Annotated in this window: 27 protein-coding genes; 4 read left to right on the top strand and 23 right to left on the bottom strand. The window is 34.2% G+C overall.

What is annotated here, in order from left to right; translation table 11 throughout:
• Positions 1-135 precede the first annotated feature (135 nt).
• The 12 genes from QFZ28_RS03875 to QFZ28_RS03820 all read right to left on the bottom strand — a co-directional run bounded on the left by QFZ28_RS03875 (position 136) and on the right by QFZ28_RS03820 (position 12,490).
• Positions 136-1,242, bottom strand: coding sequence for an EpsG family protein (locus QFZ28_RS03875; protein WP_307193429.1), 1,107 nt, complete (start codon positions 1,240-1,242; stop codon positions 136-138).
• A gap of 17 nt (positions 1,243-1,259) precedes the next feature.
• Positions 1,260-2,405: a glycosyltransferase family 1 protein gene (locus QFZ28_RS03870; RefSeq protein WP_307193428.1), complete on the bottom strand. Its 1,146-nt coding sequence runs from the start codon at positions 2,403-2,405 to the stop codon at positions 1,260-1,262.
• Positions 2,406-2,495: 90 nt separating this feature from the next.
• Positions 2,496-3,290: a glycosyltransferase family 2 protein gene (locus QFZ28_RS03865; RefSeq protein ID WP_307193427.1), complete on the bottom strand. Its 795-nt coding sequence runs from the start codon at positions 3,288-3,290 to the stop codon at positions 2,496-2,498.
• Positions 3,291-3,356: 66 nt separating this feature from the next.
• Complete coding sequence (locus tag QFZ28_RS03860) at positions 3,357-4,481, bottom strand: glycosyltransferase family 4 protein (RefSeq protein WP_307193426.1); 1,125 nt, start codon at positions 4,479-4,481, stop codon at positions 3,357-3,359.
• A gap of 28 nt (positions 4,482-4,509) precedes the next feature.
• Entirely contained in the window at positions 4,510-5,130 is a 621-nt protein-coding gene (locus QFZ28_RS03855) for an acetyltransferase (protein ID WP_307193425.1), read from the bottom strand.
• 9 nt (positions 5,131-5,139) lie between these two features.
• Positions 5,140-5,772: a sugar transferase gene (locus tag QFZ28_RS03850; protein WP_307193424.1), complete on the bottom strand. Its 633-nt coding sequence runs from the start codon at positions 5,770-5,772 to the stop codon at positions 5,140-5,142.
• On the bottom strand, positions 5,772-6,887 hold the full coding sequence (locus tag QFZ28_RS03845; RefSeq protein WP_307196942.1) for a DegT/DnrJ/EryC1/StrS family aminotransferase: 1,116 nt from the start codon (positions 6,885-6,887) through the stop codon (positions 5,772-5,774). Before QFZ28_RS03845 ends, QFZ28_RS03850 begins: the two co-directional genes overlap by 1 nt.
• Positions 6,888-7,078: 191 nt before the next feature.
• The gene (gene galU / locus QFZ28_RS03840) at positions 7,079-7,960 is read right to left on the bottom strand and encodes a UTP--glucose-1-phosphate uridylyltransferase GalU (protein WP_307193423.1); all 882 of its coding nucleotides are present in this window, start codon (positions 7,958-7,960) and stop codon (positions 7,079-7,081) included.
• 77 nt (positions 7,961-8,037) lie between these two features.
• Positions 8,038-9,864: a polysaccharide biosynthesis protein gene (locus QFZ28_RS03835; RefSeq protein ID WP_307193422.1), complete on the bottom strand. Its 1,827-nt coding sequence runs from the start codon at positions 9,862-9,864 to the stop codon at positions 8,038-8,040.
• A gap of 312 nt (positions 9,865-10,176) precedes the next feature.
• A complete protein-coding gene (locus QFZ28_RS03830; RefSeq protein ID WP_307193421.1) occupies positions 10,177-10,941 on the bottom strand; it encodes a tyrosine-protein phosphatase in 765 nt (254 codons plus the stop codon).
• A gap of 102 nt (positions 10,942-11,043) precedes the next feature.
• Entirely contained in the window at positions 11,044-11,748 is a 705-nt protein-coding gene (locus QFZ28_RS03825) for a CpsD/CapB family tyrosine-protein kinase (protein ID WP_307193420.1), read from the bottom strand.
• A complete protein-coding gene (locus QFZ28_RS03820; protein WP_307193419.1) occupies positions 11,738-12,490 on the bottom strand; it encodes a YveK family protein in 753 nt (250 codons plus the stop codon). Before QFZ28_RS03820 ends, QFZ28_RS03825 begins: the two co-directional genes overlap by 11 nt.
• A 391-nt stretch (positions 12,491-12,881) precedes the next feature.
• Between QFZ28_RS03820 and QFZ28_RS03815 the strand changes: the two genes are divergently transcribed.
• A complete protein-coding gene (locus QFZ28_RS03815) occupies positions 12,882-13,643 on the top strand; it encodes an SGNH/GDSL hydrolase family protein (protein ID WP_307193418.1) in 762 nt (253 codons plus the stop codon).
• A 33-nt stretch (positions 13,644-13,676) separates the two neighbouring features.
• Here QFZ28_RS03815 and QFZ28_RS03810 read toward each other — a convergent pair whose 3' ends face one another.
• Entirely contained in the window at positions 13,677-13,832 is a 156-nt protein-coding gene (locus tag QFZ28_RS03810) for a hypothetical protein (protein ID WP_307193417.1), read from the bottom strand.
• A gap of 518 nt (positions 13,833-14,350) precedes the next feature.
• Between QFZ28_RS03810 and istA the strand changes: the two genes are divergently transcribed.
• Positions 14,351-15,760, top strand: coding sequence for an IS21 family transposase (gene istA / locus QFZ28_RS03805; RefSeq protein ID WP_373428038.1), 1,410 nt, complete (start codon positions 14,351-14,353; stop codon positions 15,758-15,760).
• Positions 15,761-15,762: 2 nt separating this feature from the next.
• Positions 15,763-16,488, top strand: a complete 726-nt coding sequence (istB, locus tag QFZ28_RS03800; RefSeq protein ID WP_307193415.1) for an IS21-like element helper ATPase IstB — start codon at positions 15,763-15,765, stop codon at positions 16,486-16,488.
• Between the two features lie 83 nt (positions 16,489-16,571).
• On the opposite strand, the gene QFZ28_RS03795 is transcribed toward istB, so the two are convergent.
• The 10 genes from QFZ28_RS03795 to QFZ28_RS03750 form a co-directional block, all read right to left on the bottom strand.
• Positions 16,572-16,724 (bottom strand): LytR family transcriptional regulator, encoded by a 153-nt coding sequence (locus QFZ28_RS03795; RefSeq protein ID WP_307193414.1) that lies wholly within the window; start codon positions 16,722-16,724, stop codon positions 16,572-16,574.
• A gap of 53 nt (positions 16,725-16,777) precedes the next feature.
• Positions 16,778-16,933, bottom strand: a complete 156-nt coding sequence (locus QFZ28_RS03790) for a hypothetical protein (RefSeq protein ID WP_307193413.1) — start codon at positions 16,931-16,933, stop codon at positions 16,778-16,780.
• Between the two features lie 577 nt (positions 16,934-17,510).
• Positions 17,511-17,786, bottom strand: a complete 276-nt coding sequence (locus QFZ28_RS03785) for a hypothetical protein (RefSeq protein ID WP_307193412.1) — start codon at positions 17,784-17,786, stop codon at positions 17,511-17,513.
• Between the two features lie 228 nt (positions 17,787-18,014).
• Positions 18,015-19,193: a hypothetical protein gene (locus tag QFZ28_RS03780; protein WP_307193411.1), complete on the bottom strand. Its 1,179-nt coding sequence runs from the start codon at positions 19,191-19,193 to the stop codon at positions 18,015-18,017.
• 127 nt (positions 19,194-19,320) lie between these two features.
• On the bottom strand, positions 19,321-20,199 hold the full coding sequence (locus tag QFZ28_RS03775) for a hypothetical protein (protein ID WP_307193410.1): 879 nt from the start codon (positions 20,197-20,199) through the stop codon (positions 19,321-19,323).
• Between the two features lie 153 nt (positions 20,200-20,352).
• Positions 20,353-20,460 carry a glycosyl hydrolase family 28-related protein gene (locus tag QFZ28_RS03770; protein WP_307193409.1) on the bottom strand — a complete coding sequence of 36 codons (108 nt, stop codon included), beginning with the start codon at positions 20,458-20,460 and terminating at the stop codon, positions 20,353-20,355.
• A 417-nt stretch (positions 20,461-20,877) separates the two neighbouring features.
• Positions 20,878-21,381, bottom strand: a complete 504-nt coding sequence (locus QFZ28_RS03765; RefSeq protein WP_307193408.1) for a hypothetical protein — start codon at positions 21,379-21,381, stop codon at positions 20,878-20,880.
• A 1-nt stretch (position 21,382) separates the two neighbouring features.
• The gene (locus tag QFZ28_RS03760) at positions 21,383-22,096 is read right to left on the bottom strand and encodes an accessory Sec system protein Asp2 (RefSeq protein WP_307193407.1); all 714 of its coding nucleotides are present in this window, start codon (positions 22,094-22,096) and stop codon (positions 21,383-21,385) included.
• A 231-nt stretch (positions 22,097-22,327) separates the two neighbouring features.
• The gene (gene wecB, locus QFZ28_RS03755; protein ID WP_307193406.1) at positions 22,328-23,476 is read right to left on the bottom strand and encodes a non-hydrolyzing UDP-N-acetylglucosamine 2-epimerase; all 1,149 of its coding nucleotides are present in this window, start codon (positions 23,474-23,476) and stop codon (positions 22,328-22,330) included.
• A gap of 263 nt (positions 23,477-23,739) precedes the next feature.
• The gene (locus QFZ28_RS03750) at positions 23,740-23,940 is read right to left on the bottom strand and encodes a hypothetical protein (RefSeq protein ID WP_307193405.1); all 201 of its coding nucleotides are present in this window, start codon (positions 23,938-23,940) and stop codon (positions 23,740-23,742) included.
• Positions 23,941-24,123: 183 nt separating this feature from the next.
• Between QFZ28_RS03750 and QFZ28_RS03745 the strand changes: the two genes are divergently transcribed.
• Positions 24,124-25,431, top strand: coding sequence for a right-handed parallel beta-helix repeat-containing protein (locus QFZ28_RS03745; RefSeq protein ID WP_307193404.1), 1,308 nt, complete (start codon positions 24,124-24,126; stop codon positions 25,429-25,431).
• Positions 25,432-25,587: the final 156 nt, after the last annotated feature.

Raw genomic sequence — 25,587 nt, 5'->3', positions numbered from 1 at the left:
ATGTGTTTTAATTTCCTTTTCGCAGCATTTAAACCAACATTGAATTTGCAGCGATAATTATTTTTTTAAAATCTTACTATGTTAATATGGAATGAATCACATATATTGTGCTTAAATCGGTGTCCTTGGAATAAGTTATTTAGAGAATATACTTTTATAAGGTAAAACATTTGAATCAACTGGAAGTAACATGTAACTATATACAAAAAAGCAAACTGCAAGGATAAAATATATTAATGTATTTGTTTTTTTATCAAATAATCTTGTAAAGATTGGAATTAATAGTAATTGATATAGACCAAAATAAATACTAAATCGTGCAAATATAAAATCCCTAGTAGCCAATAAACCAAATAAGAAGTTTATAATACATAGATTCACAACATAATCGCCATCTGGCCAAATTTCCCTTATCTTATTTCTATAAAGGTATGAAATAACAAGCGGTATTAAAAGAACGAAAATTTTAATTATATTCATACCATTTGAATTGTTTGTGAACCATTCTTCATAGTGTCCGTACTGTGTGTTTTTTATTAAAAACATTAATAAGGAAATGAATTTATTATATAACATTGCTGCTAGGACAAAACACAATGTAAGGACAAAGGTAAAACTTGTCCAAGCTTTTCTACGAACAATGAAGTATACTGGTATCATAATAAGCGCAGATGCATGAAAGGTGGAAGAGAGGATTATTATCGTAAAATACTTTTTCCAATTTCCTGTAATAAGATACCTGAATGACCAAAAAATAACAGCTGCGACTAAGTACTGCCTTACACCATTAAAAGTAGAATAATAATTAAAGGTACAAATATATAAAAATATACCTAATTCAAATGGTTTTACATAGTCACGAAGAGTTCTAACAATTAAGATGTTAGTAATAAGAGCTGTTATCAAAAACATTAATTGAGGGTTATCGGTTATTTTGTTTAAGACCCATAGAAAAACGATAAACCCCACATCAGAATCTGAAGCTGTTTCGGATTCTCCCCAACCAATAATATCACCAAGATCCCTTATCCCAGCAATATTGTATAAAAGCGAATATGTCCAATAATCTGTACCTACTCCATACCGTAAACCTGACACAAGCACAAGTGATACTATTGAGATATAAACCATTAAATTATTGGGTCTATAACCAATTGGCAATGATATATCTTTCTTTCCGTAAAATGATGATAACCAAGACCAAAAGTAAACAAATAAAAGATTAAACATGTAAATACTCATTTATCATTATCCTGACTTTATTTATTAATATGATATAAGTCATCTAAGATGACAATATTGTCCTGAACATTATATCCTCGCTTTGAAAGATTCATATGAATTTTTTCCCAAATGGGTCTTTTTAGCTTATTAATATTAAGAATTTCAGTTATCCATTTTTCTAATGGCTCATTTAGTTTTCTTTTAACGATTAAACCAAGACCTAAATCAGCTTCATCTGTAACGACATCTGATACTAAACAGGGGGTACCTATCGCTTGGGACTCTACTAATACTACTGGTAAACCTTCAAATAAAGAAGGTAAGATAAAAACATCAAATATTCTCATTAACATTGGTACGTCATCACGAACTCCTAAAAATTTAAAATGGTTATCAAGCCCTTTGTTAACTACCCTTTTCTCTATATCAGATCGTAAAGGGCCATCACCAACTAAAAATATTTTAAAATTTAAACCCCTTTTTTTCATTTTCTCAGCTAAATTTACAATAAAAACATGATTTTTTTGCTCATAAAACCGTCCAACGTGACCAATTAAAATAGTATCATCTGATATTCCAAATTGTGCACGAATATGTTGCCTATCTGCATCATAGTATTGTTTAAAAAGTTCAAGATCAATGCCATTTTGCAAGTATCTTACTTGCCCACTATTATATACATAATCACTAAAAAGAAAACGAGCTGCTTCATCACCACAAGCACAATATGAAGTAGCATTCGAGGAGATTAATTGCTTACAAAACCAAAATAATACATTATCTCTCATTCTTAGATTTGGTTTCCAAGCTGTGTTGTGTGAATGGCAAATTCTTACTTTCACACCTGATAATCTTGCAGCAAGAGCAGCAAAACCAGTTTGGAAGTCCGTATGAGCATGAACTGCAGTAAAAGGTCCATTTTTTTTCAATATATTACATAAATTTTTTGTATAAGACACTGGTCCCGAATGCCCGAGACTTGGAATCTTATATATTCGTCCTCCCAGTGATAGTATTTCGTCATCATAAGCACTTTTATCCGTTACATGGGAAACAAAATCAAATTGAATTTTTGTTCGATCTATCTGACGATAAAGATTCATTATCATTGTTTCAGCACCACCACGATTCATACTACTAACAACATGAAGAATTCGTTTAGGGTTATTTTCAAAATACATCTTCAATCCTCCAAAATTAGCAACCATATATGTCAAGTCTTTGATTTCATGTTTAAAATAATTTACTTTGATAAGGTAATGTTAAGTTTGTTATATTTTTTGTCTTGCAATTTCTAAAATCCCTTGAGGTATAAGACCAACAACTAAAGGCTTAATAGTATAAAACAAACCTATAGGCATCAAATGCAACATTTTAAATCCTCTAAATCTTACTTTTGCTTCATCAATTCGATATTTATATTTCCTTCGCTTATATGCATCATGATCGACACGAACTTTTAGTAACCTTTCTTGGATATTATGACCTTTCAAACCCATAGCATATAGTCTCATAAATAAATCATAGTCTTCACATCTTAATGTTTCTTTTTCTACTCGATATCCTTCTAATGCCTTCATTACACTTTTTCGAATTAATATAGATGGATGAATAAATGGTGGACCGAATAGAAAGTTGTTTTTTTCTGGGTATTGGGGCATTTCCCTATAACCCCAATCACTTTTTTCATCAAACAATATTGCATTACACCCTACCAAATCATAATCCGAATTGTCATCTAAGAAAACTACTTGCTTTTCAAGTCTATCAAGTAAAGAAATATCATCAGCGTCCATTCTAGCTATATATTCGCCTCTAGCTAATTCAAAACAATTATTTAAAGACTTTGCTAGACCCATATTTTTTTTGTTCCTTATTAAAATAACCCTATCATCATGTTTTGTAAGACTTTTTACCAATTCGTATGTCCCATCGGTTGATCCATCATCACATATGATAAATTCTAAATCTACGTAAGTCTGATCTAAAATTGAATTAATTGCAGGTTTTACTATTTTTTCATTGTTTGAATTATATACCCCCATGATTACTGATATACGTGGCATTAAAAATCTCCATCCTCACTTTTTATTATTCAATTTCAATAGCTTTTTTATTTCTTTTTAACATGTTTATTTTAAGTACCTAAAGTATAAATTCTCCATTTCTTCTAATACGTTATTAAGTGAATATTTTTCAACAAGTTTAAGCCCTGCTTTACCAAATTTCCCTATTGATTCATCTGATTTATATAACTCTTCAATCGTTTTAGCAAAACTTTTTATATCTTCTTTTTTTATTAGGTAGCCATTTTTATTATGAATTACTAAATCACTATTCCCCCTACAATCAGTAACAATAACTGGTAATCCTGTGGCCATTGACTCCATAATATTAACCGGTAAACCTTCTTGCCTTGATGAAGAAACAGCCATATCAGATAAACTCATTAGGTTGCTTATGTCATTACGAAAACCTAAAAATTCTACGTTATCATTTAATCCTAATTTATTTACTCTTTGCTGATATTGTAATTGTAGAGGTCCTTCACCCACTAATAAAAGTTTTAAATTTGGTATTTTATTATTCAATTCTCCAACTGTATCAATAAGCAAATCCTGGTGTTTCCTATAACTTAGCTCTCCAACATAAATTAAAATAAAGTCACTATCATTATATCCATATTTTTTTCGTAGTTTTTGTTTAATCTCTTGTGTTTGAGGAGAAAATTTCTTTGTATCTATTCCAACTCCATTTACTTTGAACACGTCTCTATCTTTTTTCATTATCTTTTTTGCCGATAAATAATCCTCTTCGTTAATTGTGATTATCCCATCGGTCCATTTTGCAGATAATTTTTCAATGGGATAATATATTATCCAATTTTTCAGTGGAGCTCCTTTAAAAAAATGAAATCCATGTGCTGTATATAACATTTTTAAATTAGGAATATTTCTACAAGCAAATCTTGTTAAAAAAGAAGCAACTGGAGTATGTGTATGGACTAAATTATATCCTTCTTCCATAACTATTCTTTTTATTCTTTTATAAGCAATAGAATTACTTTTCCCAAATGGTGATCTTTGAAATTCAATGTTGTGTATTTTACAATTCAACTTCTTCAACTCAGGACTTACTTCTTGAACTATGTTACAAGCTATATCAACCTGATTTCCTTTTTCAATTAATAGTTTAATATGCGGTATCAAAAAAGCATTTACTGTATTAGATATTGTTGTAACATATAAAATCTTCAACTCTTACTCCCCACATTTGCTAGTTATTTCATTTCATCTTTCTCGCCGGAGTCCCAATATAAGTTCCAGCATCAAGTATGTTATCTACTACTACAGCACCAGCACCGATTATGCAGCCACTACTGATGTTTAGGTTATTAATTACTATACTACCTATACCCAACCATGTACCATTACCAACTTTCACCTTACCAGCCAAATGAGCTCCAGGTGATATATGAACAAAAGCTCCAATTAAATTGTCATGATCAACTGTAGCTCCAGTGTTGATAATGCAACCTTTACCAATTTTGGTACAGCTATTAATTACTACTCCAGCCATAACAACTGTACCGTAGTCAAATTCAACATTTTCCCCGATAATAGCTTTAGGGTGAATTAATGTTACAATACTCGCACCCGCATCTTTAAGTTTTTCCATGATCTTTTGACGAGTAGAATTATTACCAACTCCTACAAATATGTCATATTCATTCAAATAACTAATCGCACCGATTGATTTCCCTATAACCTCTATTCCCATTGATGACTTGACACTTTCATCATCATCTAAAAAAGCAATAGTTTCCCATCTATTCATCTTTAAAGCAATGTCAGCACAAACTTTACCATGTCCACTTGCGCCAATAATCAAAAGTTTATTTTTCATAATTCTAATCTATCCTTCTTTGGAACCCTTAAAGGGTTCCATTGTCGTTGAAGTTTCTGAATTAATACCTTCTCTAACAAAAACCTTTTTAATCGTTAAAAAGATAATTTTCCAATCTTGTATGAAGCTAATATTATTAACATACTCGACATCAAGGTTAAATTTATCTTCCCAACTGATAGCATTTCTACCACTAGATTGCGCAAGCCCTGATAAACCAGGCCTTACTTCATGTCGTCGTTTCTGGCGTTCATTATATAAAGGCAAGTACTGGACCAATAATGGTCTCGGACCAATTATGGACATGTCACCTTTTAATATATTAAAAAGTTCCGGCAATTCATCAATAGACGAGGACCTTAGCAATCTTCCAAACGTAGTCAACCTAATACTATCCGGAAGTAATTCCCCATTCTCATCCATTTCATCCGTCATCGTTCTAAACTTATACATCACAAAAATCTTCCCATTTAAACCAGGTCTTTGCTGTTTAAATAACACAGGGCTGCCTAGCTTTTTTCTTACAAGAATAGCAACGATTAAAAGGACCGGACTGAGAACTATAATAGCAATCAAAGATAAAAGAAAATCCATCGGTCTTTTTATAAACCTACTATAAATACCACCTTTGGTATTTTTCATTACTTTAACCACAACCCCTTAACAATTTCTACAACTCTCTCCAAATCCCCATCCGTCATCTTAGTATCAGACGGCAAACAAACACCTTTATCAAACAATTTCTCCGATACATCAGTACCAACAAAATCATACTTCTCAAAAAACGGCTGCTTGTGCATTGGTTTCCAAATAGGTCTTGACTCAATATTTTCTTTTTCAAGAGCTTCCATAATATCTATCGGTCTAACATTACCGGTTAAAATCATTGAACTCAACCAATAGTTAGGTTCATTCCATTCATTGCTTGGCATGAACTCCACACCATCAAGTCCACCAAGTTGCCTTTTGTAAAATTCATAAATATAATTTTTCTTTTCAACTCTCTGATCTAACACTTTAAGCTGCCCTCTACCAATCCCAGCCACAACATTACTCATACGATAATTAAATCCTAATTCACTATGCTGATAATGCCTTGCTTGATCCCTAGACTGAGTTGCCCAAAATCTCACCTTAGCAACCTTCTCTTCATTATTAGAAACCAACATCCCACCACCGGAGGTGGTAATAATCTTATTCCCATTAAAAGAGAAAATCCCATAATCACCAAAAGTCCCAGTATGTTTACCTTTGTAATAAGTACCCAAAGATTCCGCAGCATCTTCTATTACTACTACATTATGTTTCTTACAAATTTCCATAATCTTATCCATATCTGCAGATAATCCATAAAGATGAACAACAATCACGGCTTTAACATTTGGGTATTTCTCAAAAGCTTCTTCTAATGCTTTAGGGCACATATTCCAAGTCTCATAATCACTATCAATAAAAACTGGAATTGCATTTTGATAGATAATTGGATTCGCTGTAGCAGAGAATGTTAGCGTTGGACAGAAGACAATATCCCCTTCCCCCACTCCAGCAGCTTTAAGAGCTAAATGAATAGCTGCTGTTCCTGAGGATAGTGCCGCTGCAGATTTAGAACCCACCATAGCTGCTAATTCTTTTTCAAACTGATTCACGTTTTCTCCAAGAGGTGCAATCCAGTTTGTATCAAAAGCTTCCTTCACATATTTCATTTCATAACCTTCATCACTCATATGTGGTGATGAAAGAAATATTCTATCTCCCATTGTCAAAAAACTTCCTTCCATTGTTAAGTTACACCTATTTTTATTGTTTTTAGTCAACTAGGACTAAATTGGAATCTCAGTATTACTTTTTTCCAACCAACTACTAATTAACCAAAATTTAATGAACAATAACCCCTGCCCATATTAATATCGACATGACAAATGAACAGGGGCTTATATAAGTAAATTTTTTATTTCACTTTAATATCATCCATAATCTCTTCAAGATAAGTAAGCAATTCCGTTCTAATTTCTGGATTCTGCAGCGCAAACTCAATCGTAGTCTTCACAAACCCAATCTTTTCCCCAACATCATACCGCTTACCCTCAAAATCATAAGCAAACACCCGCTGAATCTGATTCAATTTCTGAATCGCATCCGTCAACTGAATTTCACCGCCAGCACCCGCTTGCTGCTTATCCAAGAACATAAAAATCTCAGGCGTAAGAATGTATCTTCCCATAATGGCAAGGTTAGAAGGAGCTGTACCTGGTGCAGGCTTCTCTACAAAGTTCTCAACCTGATATCTTCGACCATCTTGAACTGTAGGGTCAACAATCCCATAACGATGTGTTTCGTTATCAGGAACAGTCTGGACTCCAATTACCGATGAATGCGTTTCTTCATATATATCCATCAATTGTCTTAAACATGGAGTTTCACTTTGAACAATATCATCACCTAAAAGAACAGCAAAAGGCTCATCACCGATAAAGTTTCTAGCACACCAAACAGCATGGCCTAACCCTTTTGGTTCCTTTTGACGGATATAATGGATATTTGCAAGATTTGTAGAGTATCGAACCTTGTCCAACAAATCTAGCTTTCCTTTTTCCAACAGATTTTGTTCAAGTTCTGGTGCAAAATCAAAATGGTCTTCGATCGCACGTTTCCCTTTTCCAGTCACAATGATAATGTCTTCAATACCTGATGCAACCGCTTCTTCAACAATGTATTGAATGGTTGGCTTATCAACGATTGGAAGCATTTCTTTTGGCTGGGCTTTCGTTGCTGGCAGAAATCTTGTTCCTAGACCTGCAGCTGGAATAATTGCTTTTCTTACTTTTTTCAATTCTATTCATCCTTTACATTCTGATATTCTAACAAGTCGTTTATATAATTTTTATATCTAATAGTAAGTATAATAGTCTAGTTCACAACAAACATAATACTTGAAGGGTCAAGTTTATTATTAGCCACGCCGATTAAGGTATCATGCATGTCCTTTTCAGACATCTCTAGTAGTTGATTAATTAACCTGCTTACTACAGCTATATCCATTACCTTTGCTTTCCCAATATGAATTTTCGGAAATATTTGCTGTGGATGTATTTCTCCTTCATTCAGTAGCTCTTCATACATCTTTTCGCCTGGGCGGAGCCCTGCAAAGTCAATCCCGATTTCTTCTATTGTATATCCTGACAGTCTGATTAAGTTTTTAGCTAAATCCACAATTTTTACCGGTTCACCCATATCCAACACAAAGATTTCGCCGCCTCTTGCCAATGCTCCCGATTGAATAACCAGTCGAGACGCCTCTGGAATCGTCATAAAATACCTTGTCATATCAGGGTGTGTAACTGTTACAGGTCCACCTGCTTGTATCTGCTTTTTAAATAACGGAATAACACTGCCTCTGCTGCCAAGTACATTCCCAAATCGAACCGCAACAAATTTAGTACTGCTAGTTTGAGCTAAGCTCTGGATGACCATTTCCGCAAAGCGTTTCGTTGCACCCATCACGTTAGGTGGATTAACTGCCTTATCAGATGAGATCAGGACAAATGTATGAACACCAAATGTTTCTGCCGCTTCAGCCACATTTTTTGTTCCAAAGATATTATTTTTTACAGCTTCTCTCGGATTGTATTCCATTAATGGTACATGCTTATGTGCCGCCGCATGATAGACAACAAACGGCTTATGTTCTTCCATCACATCAAACATTCTTGCCCGATCTTGAACATCACCAATCATTGGAACAATCTCAATTTGTGCGCTATATAAGTTACGTAGTTCCATATCAATTTGATAGATGCTGTTCTCACCATGCCCTACTAAGACAATTTTTCTCGGATTGAACTTAGAAATTTGTCGGCAGATTTCGGAACCTATCGATCCACCAGCACCCGTAACCAACACGGTTTTTCCTGATACTTTTTCTGAAATACTGCCAATATCTAACTCCACAGGATCTCTTCCTAATAAATCCTCAACCTGAACTTCACGGAATTGATTGACAGAAACCTTCCCCGTCATTAAATCCTCCAGCTTGGGAATAATTTGCGTTTTTGCTTTTGTTTTTGCACATTCCTCAAAAATCCGCTTTAACTCTTTTTGCTTTAAAGATGGAATCGCAATCACAATGTTTTCAATTTGATATTTTTCAACCGTTTGTGCAATTGAGTCCGAACAACCAACTACAGGTATCCCAAGAATATCTAATTTGTATTTCTTTGGATCATCATCGATAAATGCAACAGGCTTAAGGTCAATGTCATGATTATTTAGTAGCTGCCTAGCTACCATCGTGCCGCCTGAACCAGCACCGATGATCAGTGTTTTTTTGATTTCTTTTTGTTTGTTCATAATGTTGTCTCGAAACATTCTCCATGAAAACCTTGAACCACCGATTAACAGCACATGTAGCATCCAGGTAATCAGTAATGCTCGTACATACGTATTATGAAAAACCAACATCTGCATGGCTGATGTTGCCGCAATCGAAAACGTAACAGCTTTGACAATCGCAATAAGTTCACCGACACTCGCATATTGCCAGGCCTTATTATAAAGATGATAAAAAGCAGCAAATAGATGATGGCAAACTAATAAGGTAATCGCCGTAACAAACAGCATCTCAACTTTAAAGATGTGGATCCACGGATTTAGCGTCCAATAGCTTATGTAGATAGCCGTTAACACAATAATAGAATCCAGTATGGCAAGTGTCGTTAATCTTTTCTTATATGTCACCTGAACATTCCCCCTTTATCTCTTTATTTAGTTAAACTGAATTTTTGACAAAAAAATAAATACCTAATGGAAACTCAGTTGACACCTCACCTGGCCTTTCATTAGATATTTATTATTTTTTTCTATATTTATTTGTTCCAGGCCTTTAACCCAACCTCACATCATGCCATTGACGACAGGCGTCTAAGGATTTGCTGATTGTTTCCCACAGCACAATTGAGTGCCTCCATGTATAACGGACAGAGAAGCCTCGCCGTTCAGGATTTATCCCTGAAATGATGTAGATATAATTTTTCGTTCAAAACCGCTTAATTAAAATAGTTTAAATAACTTTTTCTTTTTGATGTGTTCAGGATCTTCTTTATAGACATACTTACCTTCAATAAGCAGTTCAGCATTTTCCTGGAATAGGAAAACAGCATCTATCCCATACTTTTTTTCAATCACTTCAAATGCTTCACTCATTTTAAAGCTGCGGTTTTTAATATTATGAGCATCCGACGCAATCAAGTGAGTTTGATTGGCTTCCACTAATTGCAGTGAGAAGTTCCTAATTTTCTTACCAAAGTCTCCGCATACACTTGCGGCTGTGATTTGGGTCAAAGCCCCTTTTTTTACAAACCGATATAATAAATCAGGATTTTCAATGATTTCCTGATTCCGTTCGGGATGAACAATTACAGGTATAAGACCATTCACCTGCAGGTCATAAAACAGCTTTTCCGTATACCTAGGCACATGGTTCGATGGAAACTCTACTAGTATATACGGCGTGTGATTAACGGGGAGGATTTCGCCCCTCTCATACCCTTGCAGCATTTCACCATGAATCCGTACTTCTTGTCCTGGTAAAACCTCTAACTCTATCTTTTCTATACGTAAAGCCTCATTTAACTCTTTCACTCTCTCAATAATAGAGTGTTTGGGATTCTCATAGGAATTATTTAAATGGTGAGGTGTTGCTACAATTTTACGAATCCCTTGATCTACTGCCATCCTAGCCATATTAAGGCTATCGGAAAGAGATTGCGCACCATCATCTGTATTAGGTAATATATGACAATGTATATCAATCATAAGCAGCACTCTCTTTCCAAAAAATTGTTATTTTTCTACGACAATAATCATCATAACACCGCCGAAAGGCTAGGTAAAGGGTGGAAATTTGTCGAAAATTAGTTATTTAGCACCATAATAATAGTAGTATTCATTATTCTTCAATTCTTTATGGTTTAAAACGACACCAACCAATTTACTTTGTGCATTTTGTAGCAATTCCTTCGCTTTTTTCGCTTGGTCAATTTCTGTTCTGCCGCTATAGACAACAAAAATAGAGGCATCCACCTTGTTTGCTAGAATTTGCGGATCTGCTACCGCTAATAATGGTGGTGTATCAAATAGAACATAATCAAACTGTTCTTTCGCTTCTTCAATAAATTGTTCCATTGATTTCGAGCTTAATAACTCAGCAGGGTTTGGTGGAATAGGTCCACTTGTTAAAATGTATAAATCCTTTTCTTCTGTATCAAGAACGGTACTAGCAAGTGTTGCTTGCTTTGTTAATACGGTAGTAAAACCGAATAGGTTGTTGACGCCAAACGAACGATGAACCGTTGGCTTACGAAGGTCAGCATCCACTAACAATACTTTTTTCCCAAGCTGTGCAAATACCACCGCAAGGTTTGCTGCTGTAGTTGATTTTCCCTCTGCTGGTCCAGAAGAAGTAACCATCAAGGTTTTAAGTTCTTTATCAATAGAAGAGTATTGAACATTCGTTCGAATCGTTCTATATTGTTCAGAAATGGGTGACTTCGGATCAAGGTTTGCGATAAGCTTACGGCTTGGGTCTGTTGTGTTGAATTTCTTTTTTCTTTTAAACACCATACGTCTCACCTCTTCCTGCCGATCTTGTTGCTGCTGCTTTCCGCTTTTTTAACTCTTCCATCTTTTGATCATCAATTTGCGCAATGACACCAAGTATCGGAAGTTCTAATATTTTTTCAATATCATGTTCATTTTTAATTGTATTGTCAAAGTACTCCAATAAAAATGCTAGTCCCACAGCTGCCATCAGTCCAACAACAACCGCAATTGCTACATTCATGACTGGCTGAGGTTTAATTGGAGATTGATTGTCGGCTACCGTTGCTTTTGCTAGGATACTTACATTATCTACACTCATAATTTTCACAATTTCTGTTTGAAACACTTCAGCTATTTTATTGGCTATTTTTGCTGCCATGTTTGCGTCTGGATCTTGAACAGATATATTGACAACCTGTGAATCTTTTTCACTGCCAACTGTGATTTTTCCATTTAATTGACTAGACGTCATATCAAGTCCTAATTGGAAAATTACCTTATCAAGAATAGCCGGACTTTTGATAATTACATTGTAGGTGTTGATTAATTGTAGGTTGGTTTGAACTTCACTTGGGCTGTATACTGATTGTTCACTTTTTGCCTGATTAACGAGAATTTGTGTCGAAGCCTGATAGATTGGGGTTAGAAAAAAGTAACTAACGACTCCGCTTACTAAGCCTGCCGTCATCGTAATAAGTAGTATCATAACTAGCCGCTTTTTTAACGTCGCTAGCAACTCTTTTAAGCTAATAGTTTCTTCCATAATTTCCTCCTGTATTTGCTCATTCAAAATAAGAGTATTATACCATGAATGAATGTCGATAATTGTCACATTGTGACGAACGATGAAAATTATTAATCATTGATGGTCTTTTTTGTGTTTTTATAGATACATTTTACTACAGTAATAGTTAAATCTTAGCGGTTCGAAGTGAATTTTACATAAATTTTACATATCTATTTATGTAATTAGTCACGGCTTGACTAGTTTATTTCCACTGCTATTTATTTATTAGTTTGTAGTTATTTGGAAATCACCTAAATAATAATACCATGTTTTTTGTAAATATTTGTAGATAATTTATAATTGGCATAAATTTCTTATTGGTGTTTTGCTATAATAGTTAAAAGAAATGTATTTGGAGGAAGAAAGAATGAAGTATTTTTTAACAGCTGTTTGGGCCATTATATGTATAGGTATCCTTGCCTATGGGCATATTCATTGGAATCAGCAAACCGCTGTAAAGGCAGTTGTTGAACCTGATCTTAATCAGGAGACTAGTGAGACTGACTATGCTGACTATCTAGCGCTGGCAGCAAATTGGCCGGAAGAGGCAAAACAGCAGTTCAAACTAGCTCTAGAGGAAGAGAAGCCCTATAAAATTCTCTTTGTTGGCTCTGCAGCCATGGAATGGGAGAAAAGCGTTACTCAAAGTTTAAGTGAAAACTTTGGCAGTGACAGGGTTATTACTGCAAAACATACATATAATCTGTCATCAAAAGATATTGTTGCCGAAAATAAGCAGGTTGAACTCGCTGCTGAACAAGGACAGCTGGTCGTGATTGAGCCATTTCTATTTAACGACAATGGCAAGTTAAAAATTGACGTTACGTTATCCAACTTAACGAAAATCATTGAGGATATTAAGGCAGCTAACCCAAACAGCACCCTCATCCTGCAGCCATCGTATCCGATTTATCTTCCAAAGTATTATTCAACACAAGTGGAAGCTTTAAAAGAATATGCGACAGCGAACAACATGACCTATCTCGACCACTGGGCAGCTTGGCCAGCAACCGACAATCCAGAAATAAAGAATTTTTTAAATGAGGATCAAAGTGCTCCTAACGAACAAGGCTATCAAGTTTGGGGACAGTTCCTAACTGATTATTTTGTTAATAAAAAGGCAAACTAGATTTAATGTCTAGTTTGCCCTTTTTTCTCTATATTATTGAAGCGTTAGCTTTCTAAGGTCATTTTTCAAATCAGCAAGTAGTTGTTGGACAGTCATTCCGCTATCATTTATTCCGCGTTCATAGGCTTTTTTTACAATGGCCGAGAATTCATTCGAAGAAAACTCTTCCTTGTGTTTCTTTTCTCCCATTAGGCAAATTTCTCCTCTCTTCGAGTCCTTTCGCCCATTCTACTAAACTTCTTCAAAATTGTAAATATATTGGCAAAACTTGAGATTTGTAGATTTTGTGTATTTACTATTGTAAATATCGGTGCCTGTCACTCCCCAATATTTGTCAAGATTTGTAGAATAGTAGACTCGAATAGTTATAGTTTGAATTGGTAGCAGGAATAATGATGCATTTTATTTTCAGGTCTTTTTTTCACAGAACAGAGAATGCTTTTAGAAGGGTTAAAGCGGATTTTTCATTATATTGGTGGAGTTCCGAAAGCTATCCGATTTGATAATCTTGCCCCAGCCGCAAGGAAGACTAGCGGATATCCGCTAGTCTTCTGTTTATTGCAAAATAAAAGTGCAGACATTTGCAAGTAAAAAATGCAGAGTCCTGCACTTTATTTTATAGGTGCACAAAAAAAGACTTGCCAGCCACCCCAAGTCCCTCTACTGTATAGGTGTCGAATCAATACAGAGTGGAGGATTACGAAAGGATGCTAGCAATGTCTGATATTAATTGTATCAAACACCTGAGAAACAAAAAAGGATTATCCATAACAAAAATTAAGGAAACATTAGGGATTAATTGGAGGACAGCTAAGAAATATGCAGATGAAAATCAATTACCCGAATCTAAAATAAAACAACCCAATGGCATGATGTATACAGATAAGTGGGGAGAAATAATTTCGGATTGGCTATTTGAAGATAGTAAGCTAAAGAAGAAGTTACGTCGAAATAAGAAAGCGTTGTTTAAAGATCTACAGGCTCTTGGTTTTAATGGTTCCTATCGAACAGTTTGTTATTTTATTTCTGACTGGGAGAATAGCCATAACGAGGAAATTGATAGAGGGCATGATCGTTTAGAACATCCTCCTAGTGAAGCTCAAGTAGATTTTGGGTTAATGGAGGTTGTTAAAGATGGGGAGTTTGTGGATACCCATGTTTTAGTAATGTCATATCCACATAGTAATGCAGCATTTGCTGTACCATTACCGTCCGAAAACCAAGAATGTTTTCTTCATGGGTTGAAACTGTTATTTTCACAATCTGGTGGTGTCCCAAAAAGAATTAGAATTGATAATCTGACTCCTGCGGTAAAGAAAGTAAGGTCCAAAATCGAAGAGGCCAAATTAACAGATGCTTTTATCCAATTCCAAAACCATTATGGTTTTGAAGTACAAGTATGTAATCCACGTAGTGGGCATGAGAAAGGAAGTGTGGAAAATAAAGTCGGTTACATTCGATATAACTTTTTCACAACATCCCCCGTTATGAATAACTTTGAGGAATTAACAGAATCACTACGTATACAACTTCAGAAAGATAGGCAAAGGCTTCATTATGAGAAAGAAGTAATGATTGAGGACCTCTGGGACAAAGAAAAGAGCTTCCTACTTGAGTTGCCAACGGAGGATTATCCGATTTTTAAAGAAGTAGAAGCAAAGGTAAATAAGTTTAATGAAGCAAAGTTAGATGGTTCATTAATACATATTCCTAAGGCTTCAAATTATCCATTTATTTACTTTGTATTAAATTGGGATAAGTTTAAAGCTGTTTCCCCCGATGGGGAAATCTTATTAGAAGATTTTCGGCCGTATATGAACAAAAAAAGAGCTATACCATGGATTTCAATATTCAAAGATTGGATACGGAAACCAAGGGTAGTTCCTTACTCAAGATATCAAAAGTATCTACCGGGTAGAGTAAATGATTACTTGATGGTTGAAGATTTAGTGGTTCGAAAAGAGAGATTACTAGAAATAGTGAATTTACTTGTAACACATGATATGAAAAGAATTAATGAGGAATTTTACGATTTAATATCTGGTAAGAATGAAAACCCCTTCGGGCTAGATTGGTCAGAATATGACTCGTTGGCTCCTTTAGAAAGGAGTGAGTAATTATGAATGAATCTATCCGTTCTATGTGTAAGTCATTGAGATTGGCTTATGTGGCTGAGATATACGAGACAATCCCTTTTGACTCTCCAGACCAATATTTAGAAGTATTATTTATGGAAGAATTCCGCTTGCGCGAGAAGGCAAAGGTGCAGCGTCTCATTAAAAATGCTAAATTTTTAGATTCTAAGAATCTAAGCAACTATGAATGGAATGAAAGAATACGTTTTCCAACACATATTGATAAAGATGGTTTAATTAGCCTAGACTTTATTAAGCAAAAGCAGAATGTAGTATTAATTGGATCGCCTGGGACCGGAAAATCGCATTTAGCAACGGGTTTAGGAAGGAAAGCATGTGAGTTGGGGTATGAGGTGAGATTCTATCGTGTATCTCTCCTCATAGAGCAATTAGAACAGGCATTAAAGCAGGATAAGTTGCCATCGTTTAGGAAAAGGTTTGAAAAGGTAGATTTAATTATTCTTGATGAAATGGGTTATCTACCTTTCAGTAAGGAAGGATCGGAATTATTGTTTCAACTAATTGCAGAATGGTATGAACAAAAGAGCTTAGTCATTACTTCAAATCTTGAATTTAGCCAATGGAATAGAATTTTTATAGACTCTAGGCTAACAGCTGCGTTAGTAGATCGATTAATTCATCACGCTCATGTACTAACATTCAATGGTGGAAGCTACAGGCTCTCAAACGCATTATCTAAGGCTAGGTAGTTTTAATATTTGGGTGGCAAAACTCTGCAAAAAGTCTTGCGCAGTTATGCACTTTTTTCTTGCAAAATACATCTTCCTTATAATCAGTCCTCATTTTTCAACTGAAGCTTACGTTTCTTGATATATAGCACCAATGTTTTCTCAAGCTGCTCTAACTTCTCTATTGACTTCACATCTTGATTGATATAGCGCAGTGATTTCTTTATCGATTTTGGTAACTGTTCAAAAGCGATCATTACGTCACCGTCCTTAATGAAATTATTCTATATGATAATAAATGAAGCAATGATTAATTGATCATCATATTCTTCAAATCAGCTTTCAAATCCTCAATAATCTTATCAAGTGTTAATTCACTTTCATTCAAGCCCTTTTCATAAGCCTTCTTCAATAGCTTTGAAAAATCAGCCTGTTTCGAGCTATTACACTGTGCTTTAACATTCACCTTCTGCCTGCCTCCCATAACTTCTCTTTAATTAAGTATTCTAATAAATTACTAGTTAAATGTAAATGCATTTCCAGTCCTATTATGTGGAAAAATAGTGTAATGTAAGAAATAATGTAGGTAATAAACAGAAATTTCTACAAATTTTTCACTCCACTAATTATTCCATATTATATCCACAAGTTCCATCTATCCTTTTTCCCGTTTATTTGGTAGTTGAATATTGCATTAAAAAGAGCCATGTATGCCAAAATTTAGAGCCAATAGTGCCTTAGTTGGGGACAGTAGTGCCTTAGTTGGGGTACAGGAGTGACAGGAGTAGGGCCATATACATCAAATTGTAAATGGAGGATAGTAGTAAAGGCAAGGGTAAGGGGGACGAGAGTGAAACACAGAACCACCCCATAAGTAATGGCTCTGCTATGCGCTGATTCTAGTCGTTTTATGGAATACTTATCAGCTAGTTTGGTTAAGGCCATGCAAGATTTAATGGCTTGTTTTTCAACTTATAAGACAAATTAGATACAACGACAGCAGAAAAAAAGCTGATTGGGGACTTCCCCAATCAGGTTTTTTGTTATGAAACCTTCTTATTCAGTTGAATTTCAATGTCATACAGGGCATTTTTAAAATCTTCTCTCAGCCAATGATAGGTTTTTGTTTCTTTGAATTTAACCAAACAACACTTTAAGCTTTCTTCTACTTCCGATGTGGTCTCCAAGCTTACCCAGCTGACGCTACTGGGAATAGAATCAACAAACTCTCTTAATAAACCATCATCAATCTCGGAGAGAACCTCTAAAGAAATATCAATAGATGCTTTAAAACATAAAGGATCTTTTACGTATAGCATAGTCAACTACCCCATTCTCGTTTTATACTTTATATTATTTCATAAGGTCCGTAAATATTATGTTGAATTCTGGAATGCCCGTCAATATTATTGTCGAATACTTATAAAACTTCTATGACTTAAATCACATAATTCAAAAAAAAGAATGAACCCTGAAAGTCAGGATTCACTCTATTCATCTAGGTCTTATTTTAGTGATTTTGCTAAATTCACTTCTTTTAAATAACTCTACTTTAATTCATGATAGTTTGACATTAATTCTCTAACCTGATAATACTCTTTCCAGTCGTCAGGTGTAAATGGAATAACTCCAGCATTTCCTAATTTAGATAGTAATCCCCCTACAAGTTCCTTTGGAAAATTCTCTATAAAATTTGTGTTTAATCTTTCATAAAACATTAACGATAAATTATCAGCTGCTTTTACTACTTCATCCGGAATATCCATAATGGTATGTGAAGCTATATCCAAACCAGCATGTTTGATAATGTATAAAGAGAGAAAGTCAGCAGATAGATTTTGTCCAAATTTAAAGTGTGGCCTTGGAGGTGTATCAATAATAGTTAGATTATAATCCCTTTTTGCTTTTTCAGATGCAATTAGAGATAATACTTGTTTTCTATATCTTTTTTCCTCAACAGGATCCGCTAAGGAATCTAAAGATGGCGCAATTAATTCAGGCTCATAATGTCCAATTACCTTTAGCGTACCTACCTCTGTCAAACCCAAAACATAAGGAGCATTCTCCATTCCTGCTGCTAAAAAAGGCGGGAAACTATTATTTCGTGCAGCTGCAGGGGAATCAGTAAAATTATTGGGGCTTACTTCAAATATACTTCCGAACGTATGAAAGTCAGTTGCTAAATAGTCACTATATAAAATAGAAGCAATTCCCATCATTGACCAAGAATTTGATTTTAAAGGAGTTTCTAACAAATTTGTAGTCACGATACAGGTATCAAAGTTCTCAAAAAACCTACGTTCTCTAGAAAACCTGCCACCAAAGTCCATTGAAACTAAATTTGTACTTTCTGGCATTAAGCACTTAGCAGCAAGACTGTCAAATCCACCGCTAAAATTTAATGTAACGTTGTTTCTTTTCCTTCTTTGAACTGAATTATCAAAACTGAAACTTGCTGTAACAACAGCAGAAGTAAATTTTGAAATCGCATATATAATTGACTCGCTTACATTCGTATCAAAATGGATACTAGAGTATGTTTTTGCGCATAACGTTGATAGCGCTAGTGCAATTAGATCTGGTCTTGGTTTAATAGCTGGGAATAGATTAAAGTAAATCCTATTAGATGACAGGTTCTCGCCTTCACTATTAGTCTCAGTATATGTAAAACTCACTTCTCCATCTATTGTAATGAAGTCTGAAAATATTATTTTAATTTCGGACATAACTACTCACCTCTTCTTAAGATTAACATTTTCCATTTTACAGGATTTAATTACTTGCAATAATGTACCACAGACATTCTAATTATCTATTTTTCCAAACGACTTCCAAATCCCTGGTTTTCCTTCGCTAGTGCAAACCCACCCTATATTTCCTCCCAGGCTCAGGTGCCTCGTTATAAATGATATCTCCTCTTTTCCATGAACCAGAAGTGGGTGGACCGAGCATGTAAATAGGATTCAATGGAATCCAGTGATTCTTGGAACTTTTTATAACCAGCGTTTCTTTAGACTCTCCATAAGGTTTCCATTTCACTCCATCAGTATAAGCAATAGTCCCTTTGTTAGCATTTGCTGGGGGATTCTCCCTTACTTGAAATTGATTATATGCAATGTTATTAATTGGATTGTTACGCATATCCATAGATGATCTCCAACCACCACCTGAAAAATGCGATAAGTACTTGGTATTAAGTGAACCGTTATCCAGATGAATTAGTGAAAAGGAGGTAATTAGTGAAAAGGAGGTAGAGTCATTTTTTAATGGTGACTTAACATTAGAAAAGAAGTTTCCAAACGAACCATTATTAATACCACCTGGTGCCTGGTAAACTCCAATCCCTTGAGCGGGACCCTTTGCATTTTCAAATCGAGTACCGAAAATAGAACACCCTGCACCAGCTAAAAATACGCCTGTATCGAATTGTTCAAAAGCCGATCCAAATACAGAAATGTTATTTGTATAATCATCTTCTACGTAAACACCAATCCTTACATAGTTGGTACGACATCCAAATAATCTCCATGAGTTCCCTGATGTTTTAAATTCAAAACCCTTCATCAATCCTTTTTCGCCTTTTATATCACCTTGAATAGATACATCACTATAGGTGTTATAGTAAGCCGAATGAGAAACACCATCTGCTGTTAATACTCCGACTCCCTTTGAACCATTTCCCATAATGGTTACACGATCTAATTGGGAAGAATGTATTCGTGAAAAATTCACCCCAACCTTTATATAAGGATTTAATGTTATCGTTATGTCACTTAATTTGATGCTACCGATACTTCCGGAAATTGGATTTTTTATTGCTGAACCTTTCTCGGTAAATTTTAAATTTTTTGAGTATCTGGTTTCACCACTAATTTGTAGGTTATTTTATAGATGTAAAAAGGACACTAAATAAGTTCCTTTTGGAATCAGCACAATTTCACTATTTGAATTAATGGCAGCTTGAATAGCAGCTGTATCATCATACTTTACCATCACCCACAGCACCAAACTGTTTTACACTTACAACACTTTCTGTTTTTTTCATTAAGAGACTAATTTGTTTAGCCTTTTCCTCCAACTGTTCGTTTATAAAATTTATACTCTTAGAACCAGGAATTTATCATCTATATTTATTCTAGAATTTTGATTTTCTGCACTTCCGATTTTATATCCAAAAAAGAAAGATAATATCCAAAGTATAAAAGTTACTATGAAATTCCTTCGTTGCACCTCTTATAAAGCTAAACCTATAATCTTTTATGAAAAAGTTGAATTGCATATTAAATCCCCTTACTAAAAAGAAGGGGATTGTTATATTTTCCCATTTTCATTAATGCTATCGTAATAATTGATGGAAAAATAAGGTCCTTCTATTTATAGTTACAATTTTATTTACAACATTTTGGTGTACTAGACCTTTAATCTAGGCGTAATATTAATGGATATTTTTCCGTTTTTATCTTTAATGAAATATTGGACTTGGTAACTTCCGGATTTTTGAACTGGGAAGCGCAACTCATTATTCTTTTGGTACATTATTTTCTCTTTGATACTACCATTTTCATATATATAATAAGCATAGGTTAAATCATTAGTATCTGTGTTAATCTTTATTTCAATTTCATCGTCTATAGCTCGAAAATCTACACTATTTAATTCATAAACTCCTGCTCCTATGAACCCTTTGAGGAGTTCTTTTTCATAAACAATTTTATCTTCTTTTGTGACTTGGAATATTAGTGAGTAAAATCCAGGATCAGTTGGGGTATATTCAATAGAATCAATACCTTTTAATAATTCTTTCTTTCCTTCTTTTACTACTAAATTTAATTGAATGTCCCGGGAGTCATATATACTTTCAATTTTCCCACTAATTGTTTCTTTATTTACTATATCTGTTTCAATAGCATTCAATTTAACTGAATAAAATATATTTAGGAGATGTTTTATTAAAAAAGTCTGGAAAATGTCTGCCGATATCGCTGTGGTCAACCATCTCTTCACATTCGTAATATAGGTAGGGTATTTGTTTCTCTTCCAAAGTGTTCAGAAACGGCTGAATATGTTCCGGGTGCTGCCAATCTTTTTTACTTGATATTAGATAAAGCTTGGTGAAAATTTCTTTGTTTAATTGTTTATAAATAATGTTATTTAACATTTGATGACCTGTTGGGTTTGGTTCTTCACCCAGTAAATACTTATATGCTTCAGGACGACGAAAACTGATTAAATCTGCTATTTTTGATTGAAAAGCACCTGCAAATACAGCACCAAAATTATATTTTAATCCAAAATAAAGTGCTGCACTTCCACCTTTAGATGAACCCGCAGTTATTACATTTTCATATCTAATTTTATTTTTTCTTATAATATTGGTGATCAGAGACATTACAGAGGATTCTACTTCAAGGTTCATATTTTCTCCAAAATAATAGCATCCCGTTGGACCATAATTATCAAGGATAAACAACTTATTACAATCTAAATTTTTTAAAGGGGTCATGTAATTGTAAGCATGTTTCCTCTCTGCATTAATTTCACTAAAACCCGAAAATACAACTAATAAATAATCCTTATTTATTCGTCCTTCTTTAACTATATACTTTATTGGAAGATTCGAATTGTACATTTTTTCATCCTGTAGCAAAGCGCATTCATTCCTTTAGAATATTTTAATTTATTTAAAAACTAGATCCCTTAAAATATAAACAAGTAGTATTTATAGTCTATGGATAAAAATTATCTATAAATAAGATATTCATCTAAACTGGTAATACATTGTGTAATCAATTAACTCTTAACAACTAATTATCATATTTTTAAAAAGGCCTGTTTGGATTTTCCAACAGACCCTTATTTCCTATACCTCACCTAAGTCACTAGGCCTTGCCTCTCTTAACTCCTTATAATATAGAATGGCTTCTACAATCCTTTTTGAAGCATTACCATCACCATAAGGATTTGAGGCTTTGGCCATTTTATCATGTGCTTCTTTGTTACTTAAAAGCTCATCAGCTAGGCTAAAAATAACGTCTTCATCTGTTCCTGCTAGCTTTAATGTTCCTGCATTTACACCTTCAGGACGTTCTGTTGTATCTCTGAGTACTAAAACCGGTACACCTAAAGATGGTGCTTCTTCCTGTACACCGCCAGAATCGGTAAGGATCAAATATGCCTTAGAAGCGAAATTATGGAAATCAATTACATCTAATGGTTCGATTAACTGGATACGATTATTATCACCTAGAATTTTGTCTGCAATCTGTCTTACCACTGGGTTCATATGTACTGGATAAACCACCTGAACATCATCATGTTTTTCGACAAGTCTTCTTATAGCTCGAAACATATTTTCCATAGGTTCACCAAGATTTTCTCTTCTATGTGCGGTCATCAATACTAACCGATCGTTCCCCAAATTATCTAATACAGGGTGTGAGTAATTTGGTTTTACAGTCGTTTTTAAAGCGTCTATTGCAGTATTCCCTGTAACAAAGATGAATTCATCCTTTTTATTTTCCTGTACTAAATTCTGTTTTGAAACACTAGTTGGTGCAAAATGTAAATCAGCCATAACACCTGTTAACTGTCGGTTCATTTCTTCAGGATATGGAGAGAATTTATTCCATGTACGCAAGCCCGCCTCTACATGTCCAATTGGGAGGCTATTGTAGAAAGCAGCCAAACTTGCTACGAACGTGGTTGTAGTATCACCATGAACCAAAACGATATCTGGCTTTGCCTCTTGCAACACTTGATTTAAACCCTCTAGAGCGCGAATGGTAACGTCTGTTAAGGTTTGGCGATCTTTCATAATATTTAAATCATAATCTGGCGTTATCTCAAAAATTGATAACACCTGGTCTAACATTTGACGGTGCTGAGCTGTTACTGTCACAATTGATTCGATTGTTTCACTGTTTTTTTCTAGTTCTTTTACAAGAGGGGCCATTTTAATGGCTTCAGGTCTAGTTCCGAAGACAGTCATTACTTTTATTTTTTGATCCATTGCTTGCTCCCTTCATTTTACATATCTTTTAAAAAAATTGGCTCTGCATCATACCAGCGGCATCCTTTATTGTGTTAACGTATAAAGCAAAAATTTGTGTAATAATTTTGTTTTATTTACAGATACCTTGCCTTTTTGATCTTTAATGTAATACTGAACTTGATAGTTACCTATTCCATCTAGCGGATATCTCAAAATGGAATGATTTTGATACATGATTTTATCAATGATTAAACCATTTTTATAAATGTAAAATGCATATTTTAATTCACTGGAATTATAAATAATTTATGGCAGTCAAAGTTTTTAAGTGTTCTCATGTAATTGTATGCATGTTTAACTTTAGAGGTATTTTCTGCAAAACCCGAAAACATTACTAGTAGATAATCTTTATTTTTTTGACCTTCTTCAAAAATATATTTAATCGGAAGGTTTGTTTGATATGTTTTTTCATTTGACAACATTTCGTATCCGCCCTATATCTTTGTTGTTTCTTTATTTTTTTACCTGTTTTATTGTACCATTAAAGGAAATGTAATAGAATGCAATGTCTACTAATTCCAACATTAGAACTATATCTTTATCATTATTATTCTCTTATAAACTGGTTATAATATAAACGTCATAGGTCTTTGAAAGGAGTATCAATGTTTAACATTAAAGTTCATCGCGTGTTTTTTTGGGCTATCATGTTTTTTTTACTTATTTTCTTTACAATTACGATGATTCATACTCAAAAAAGAAATCTCCAAGATGGGGTAGATTCAAGTAAGCAACACATTAATGTTGATGAAAAACTAGATCCTAGAGACTTTGGTGCAGTAGGGGATGGTATTACAGATGACACCAAGGCTCTTCAAGCCTGGTTAAATGCCCCTGGGAAAAATAAGGTATTAAAAAATGGTGTATTTAAAATTACATCAGGTTTACTATCTTCTAAACCTGGAAGTACCATTACGTCAGATGGAGCTGTAATCTTGGCAGGTTCACCAAATATCATTATGCTTACGGTTAAAGGTAAGCATAGTCTAGTATCCGTTGAATTAGATGGAAACAATCAAGCTGCAGGAGGGATTTTGATACAGGGTGCCGAATGTACAGTAAAAAATAGTAAAATTACCAATTTCTATGGAAGTAATCAAACTGCATACGGAATTAAGTCTCAAACATCAGAGGGCATTCTAATTGAAGACAATACGATTAGTAGCATAAAAGGTACAAAAAACGGTAAATTGGGGGATAATATTGGGGCATCCCGTGCTATCCTAGTTACATCTAAAGAAGCTGCAACTAAACAGAATATAGTAAGAAATAATACAATTTCTGGAGTAACAGGTGAAGAAGGCGATGCTATACAATTTCTTTTTAATAACGGTGAATCTCCGTTCCTAAATGCTCAAGGAATTATACAAGGTAACACCATAAAAAACTCTAATCGACGCGCTATTAAAATACAAGCATCAAATGTGAAGATACTCAACAATAAGCATGTAAACACTTTAACTATAAAACTTTTACCAAATGCTTCTAATTTAATTGATATAATACAATCAAATAATATAGTGGTTCAGGGAAACACACTCGATGCTACACATTTCTTAGGAATTAGTATAAGTGGTAAATTTAATAATAAAGCCTCTGGCATCTTGATAAAAAGTAATGTTATAAAAGGTGGGGTAACTCTCTCGGGTGGGAATAGAGTAACAACTAACGGTATTTATTGGAATAATATCAAAGATAGCTCGATATTGTCTAATTCTATATCAGGAACAGTGTTCCCGATTTCTGGTTCAAATGGTACTAATCTGATTATCTCAAATAATCGTTTTTGGGGGGGGGTCAAATCAAACCCTGCAATTAACATAGTTTCCTCTAATTCTAAAATAACAATCTACAATAATAAACAAATGTCTAGTAATCGTTTGGAATTTATTAAAAACTATGCCCAAAATTGAAAATGTTTAAATAATAATTACACTTAAATTTGTGAAAGTCGTTTAATGCAAACGTAAATCCTGTACAAATGTAATTATTTTATGAAACAGTTGTTTCAATTAAATACAAACTCCTTACAAAAAGATTATTAAAATAGTTTTGGATTCTTCAAAGGA

Source organism: Neobacillus niacini (genome assembly GCF_030817695.1).
Classification (GTDB): domain Bacteria; phylum Bacillota; class Bacilli; order Bacillales; family Cytobacillaceae; genus Neobacillus; species Neobacillus niacini_F.
Note: the sequence above shows the minus strand (reverse complement) of the source record. Positions and strands in the feature narration are given on the sequence as shown.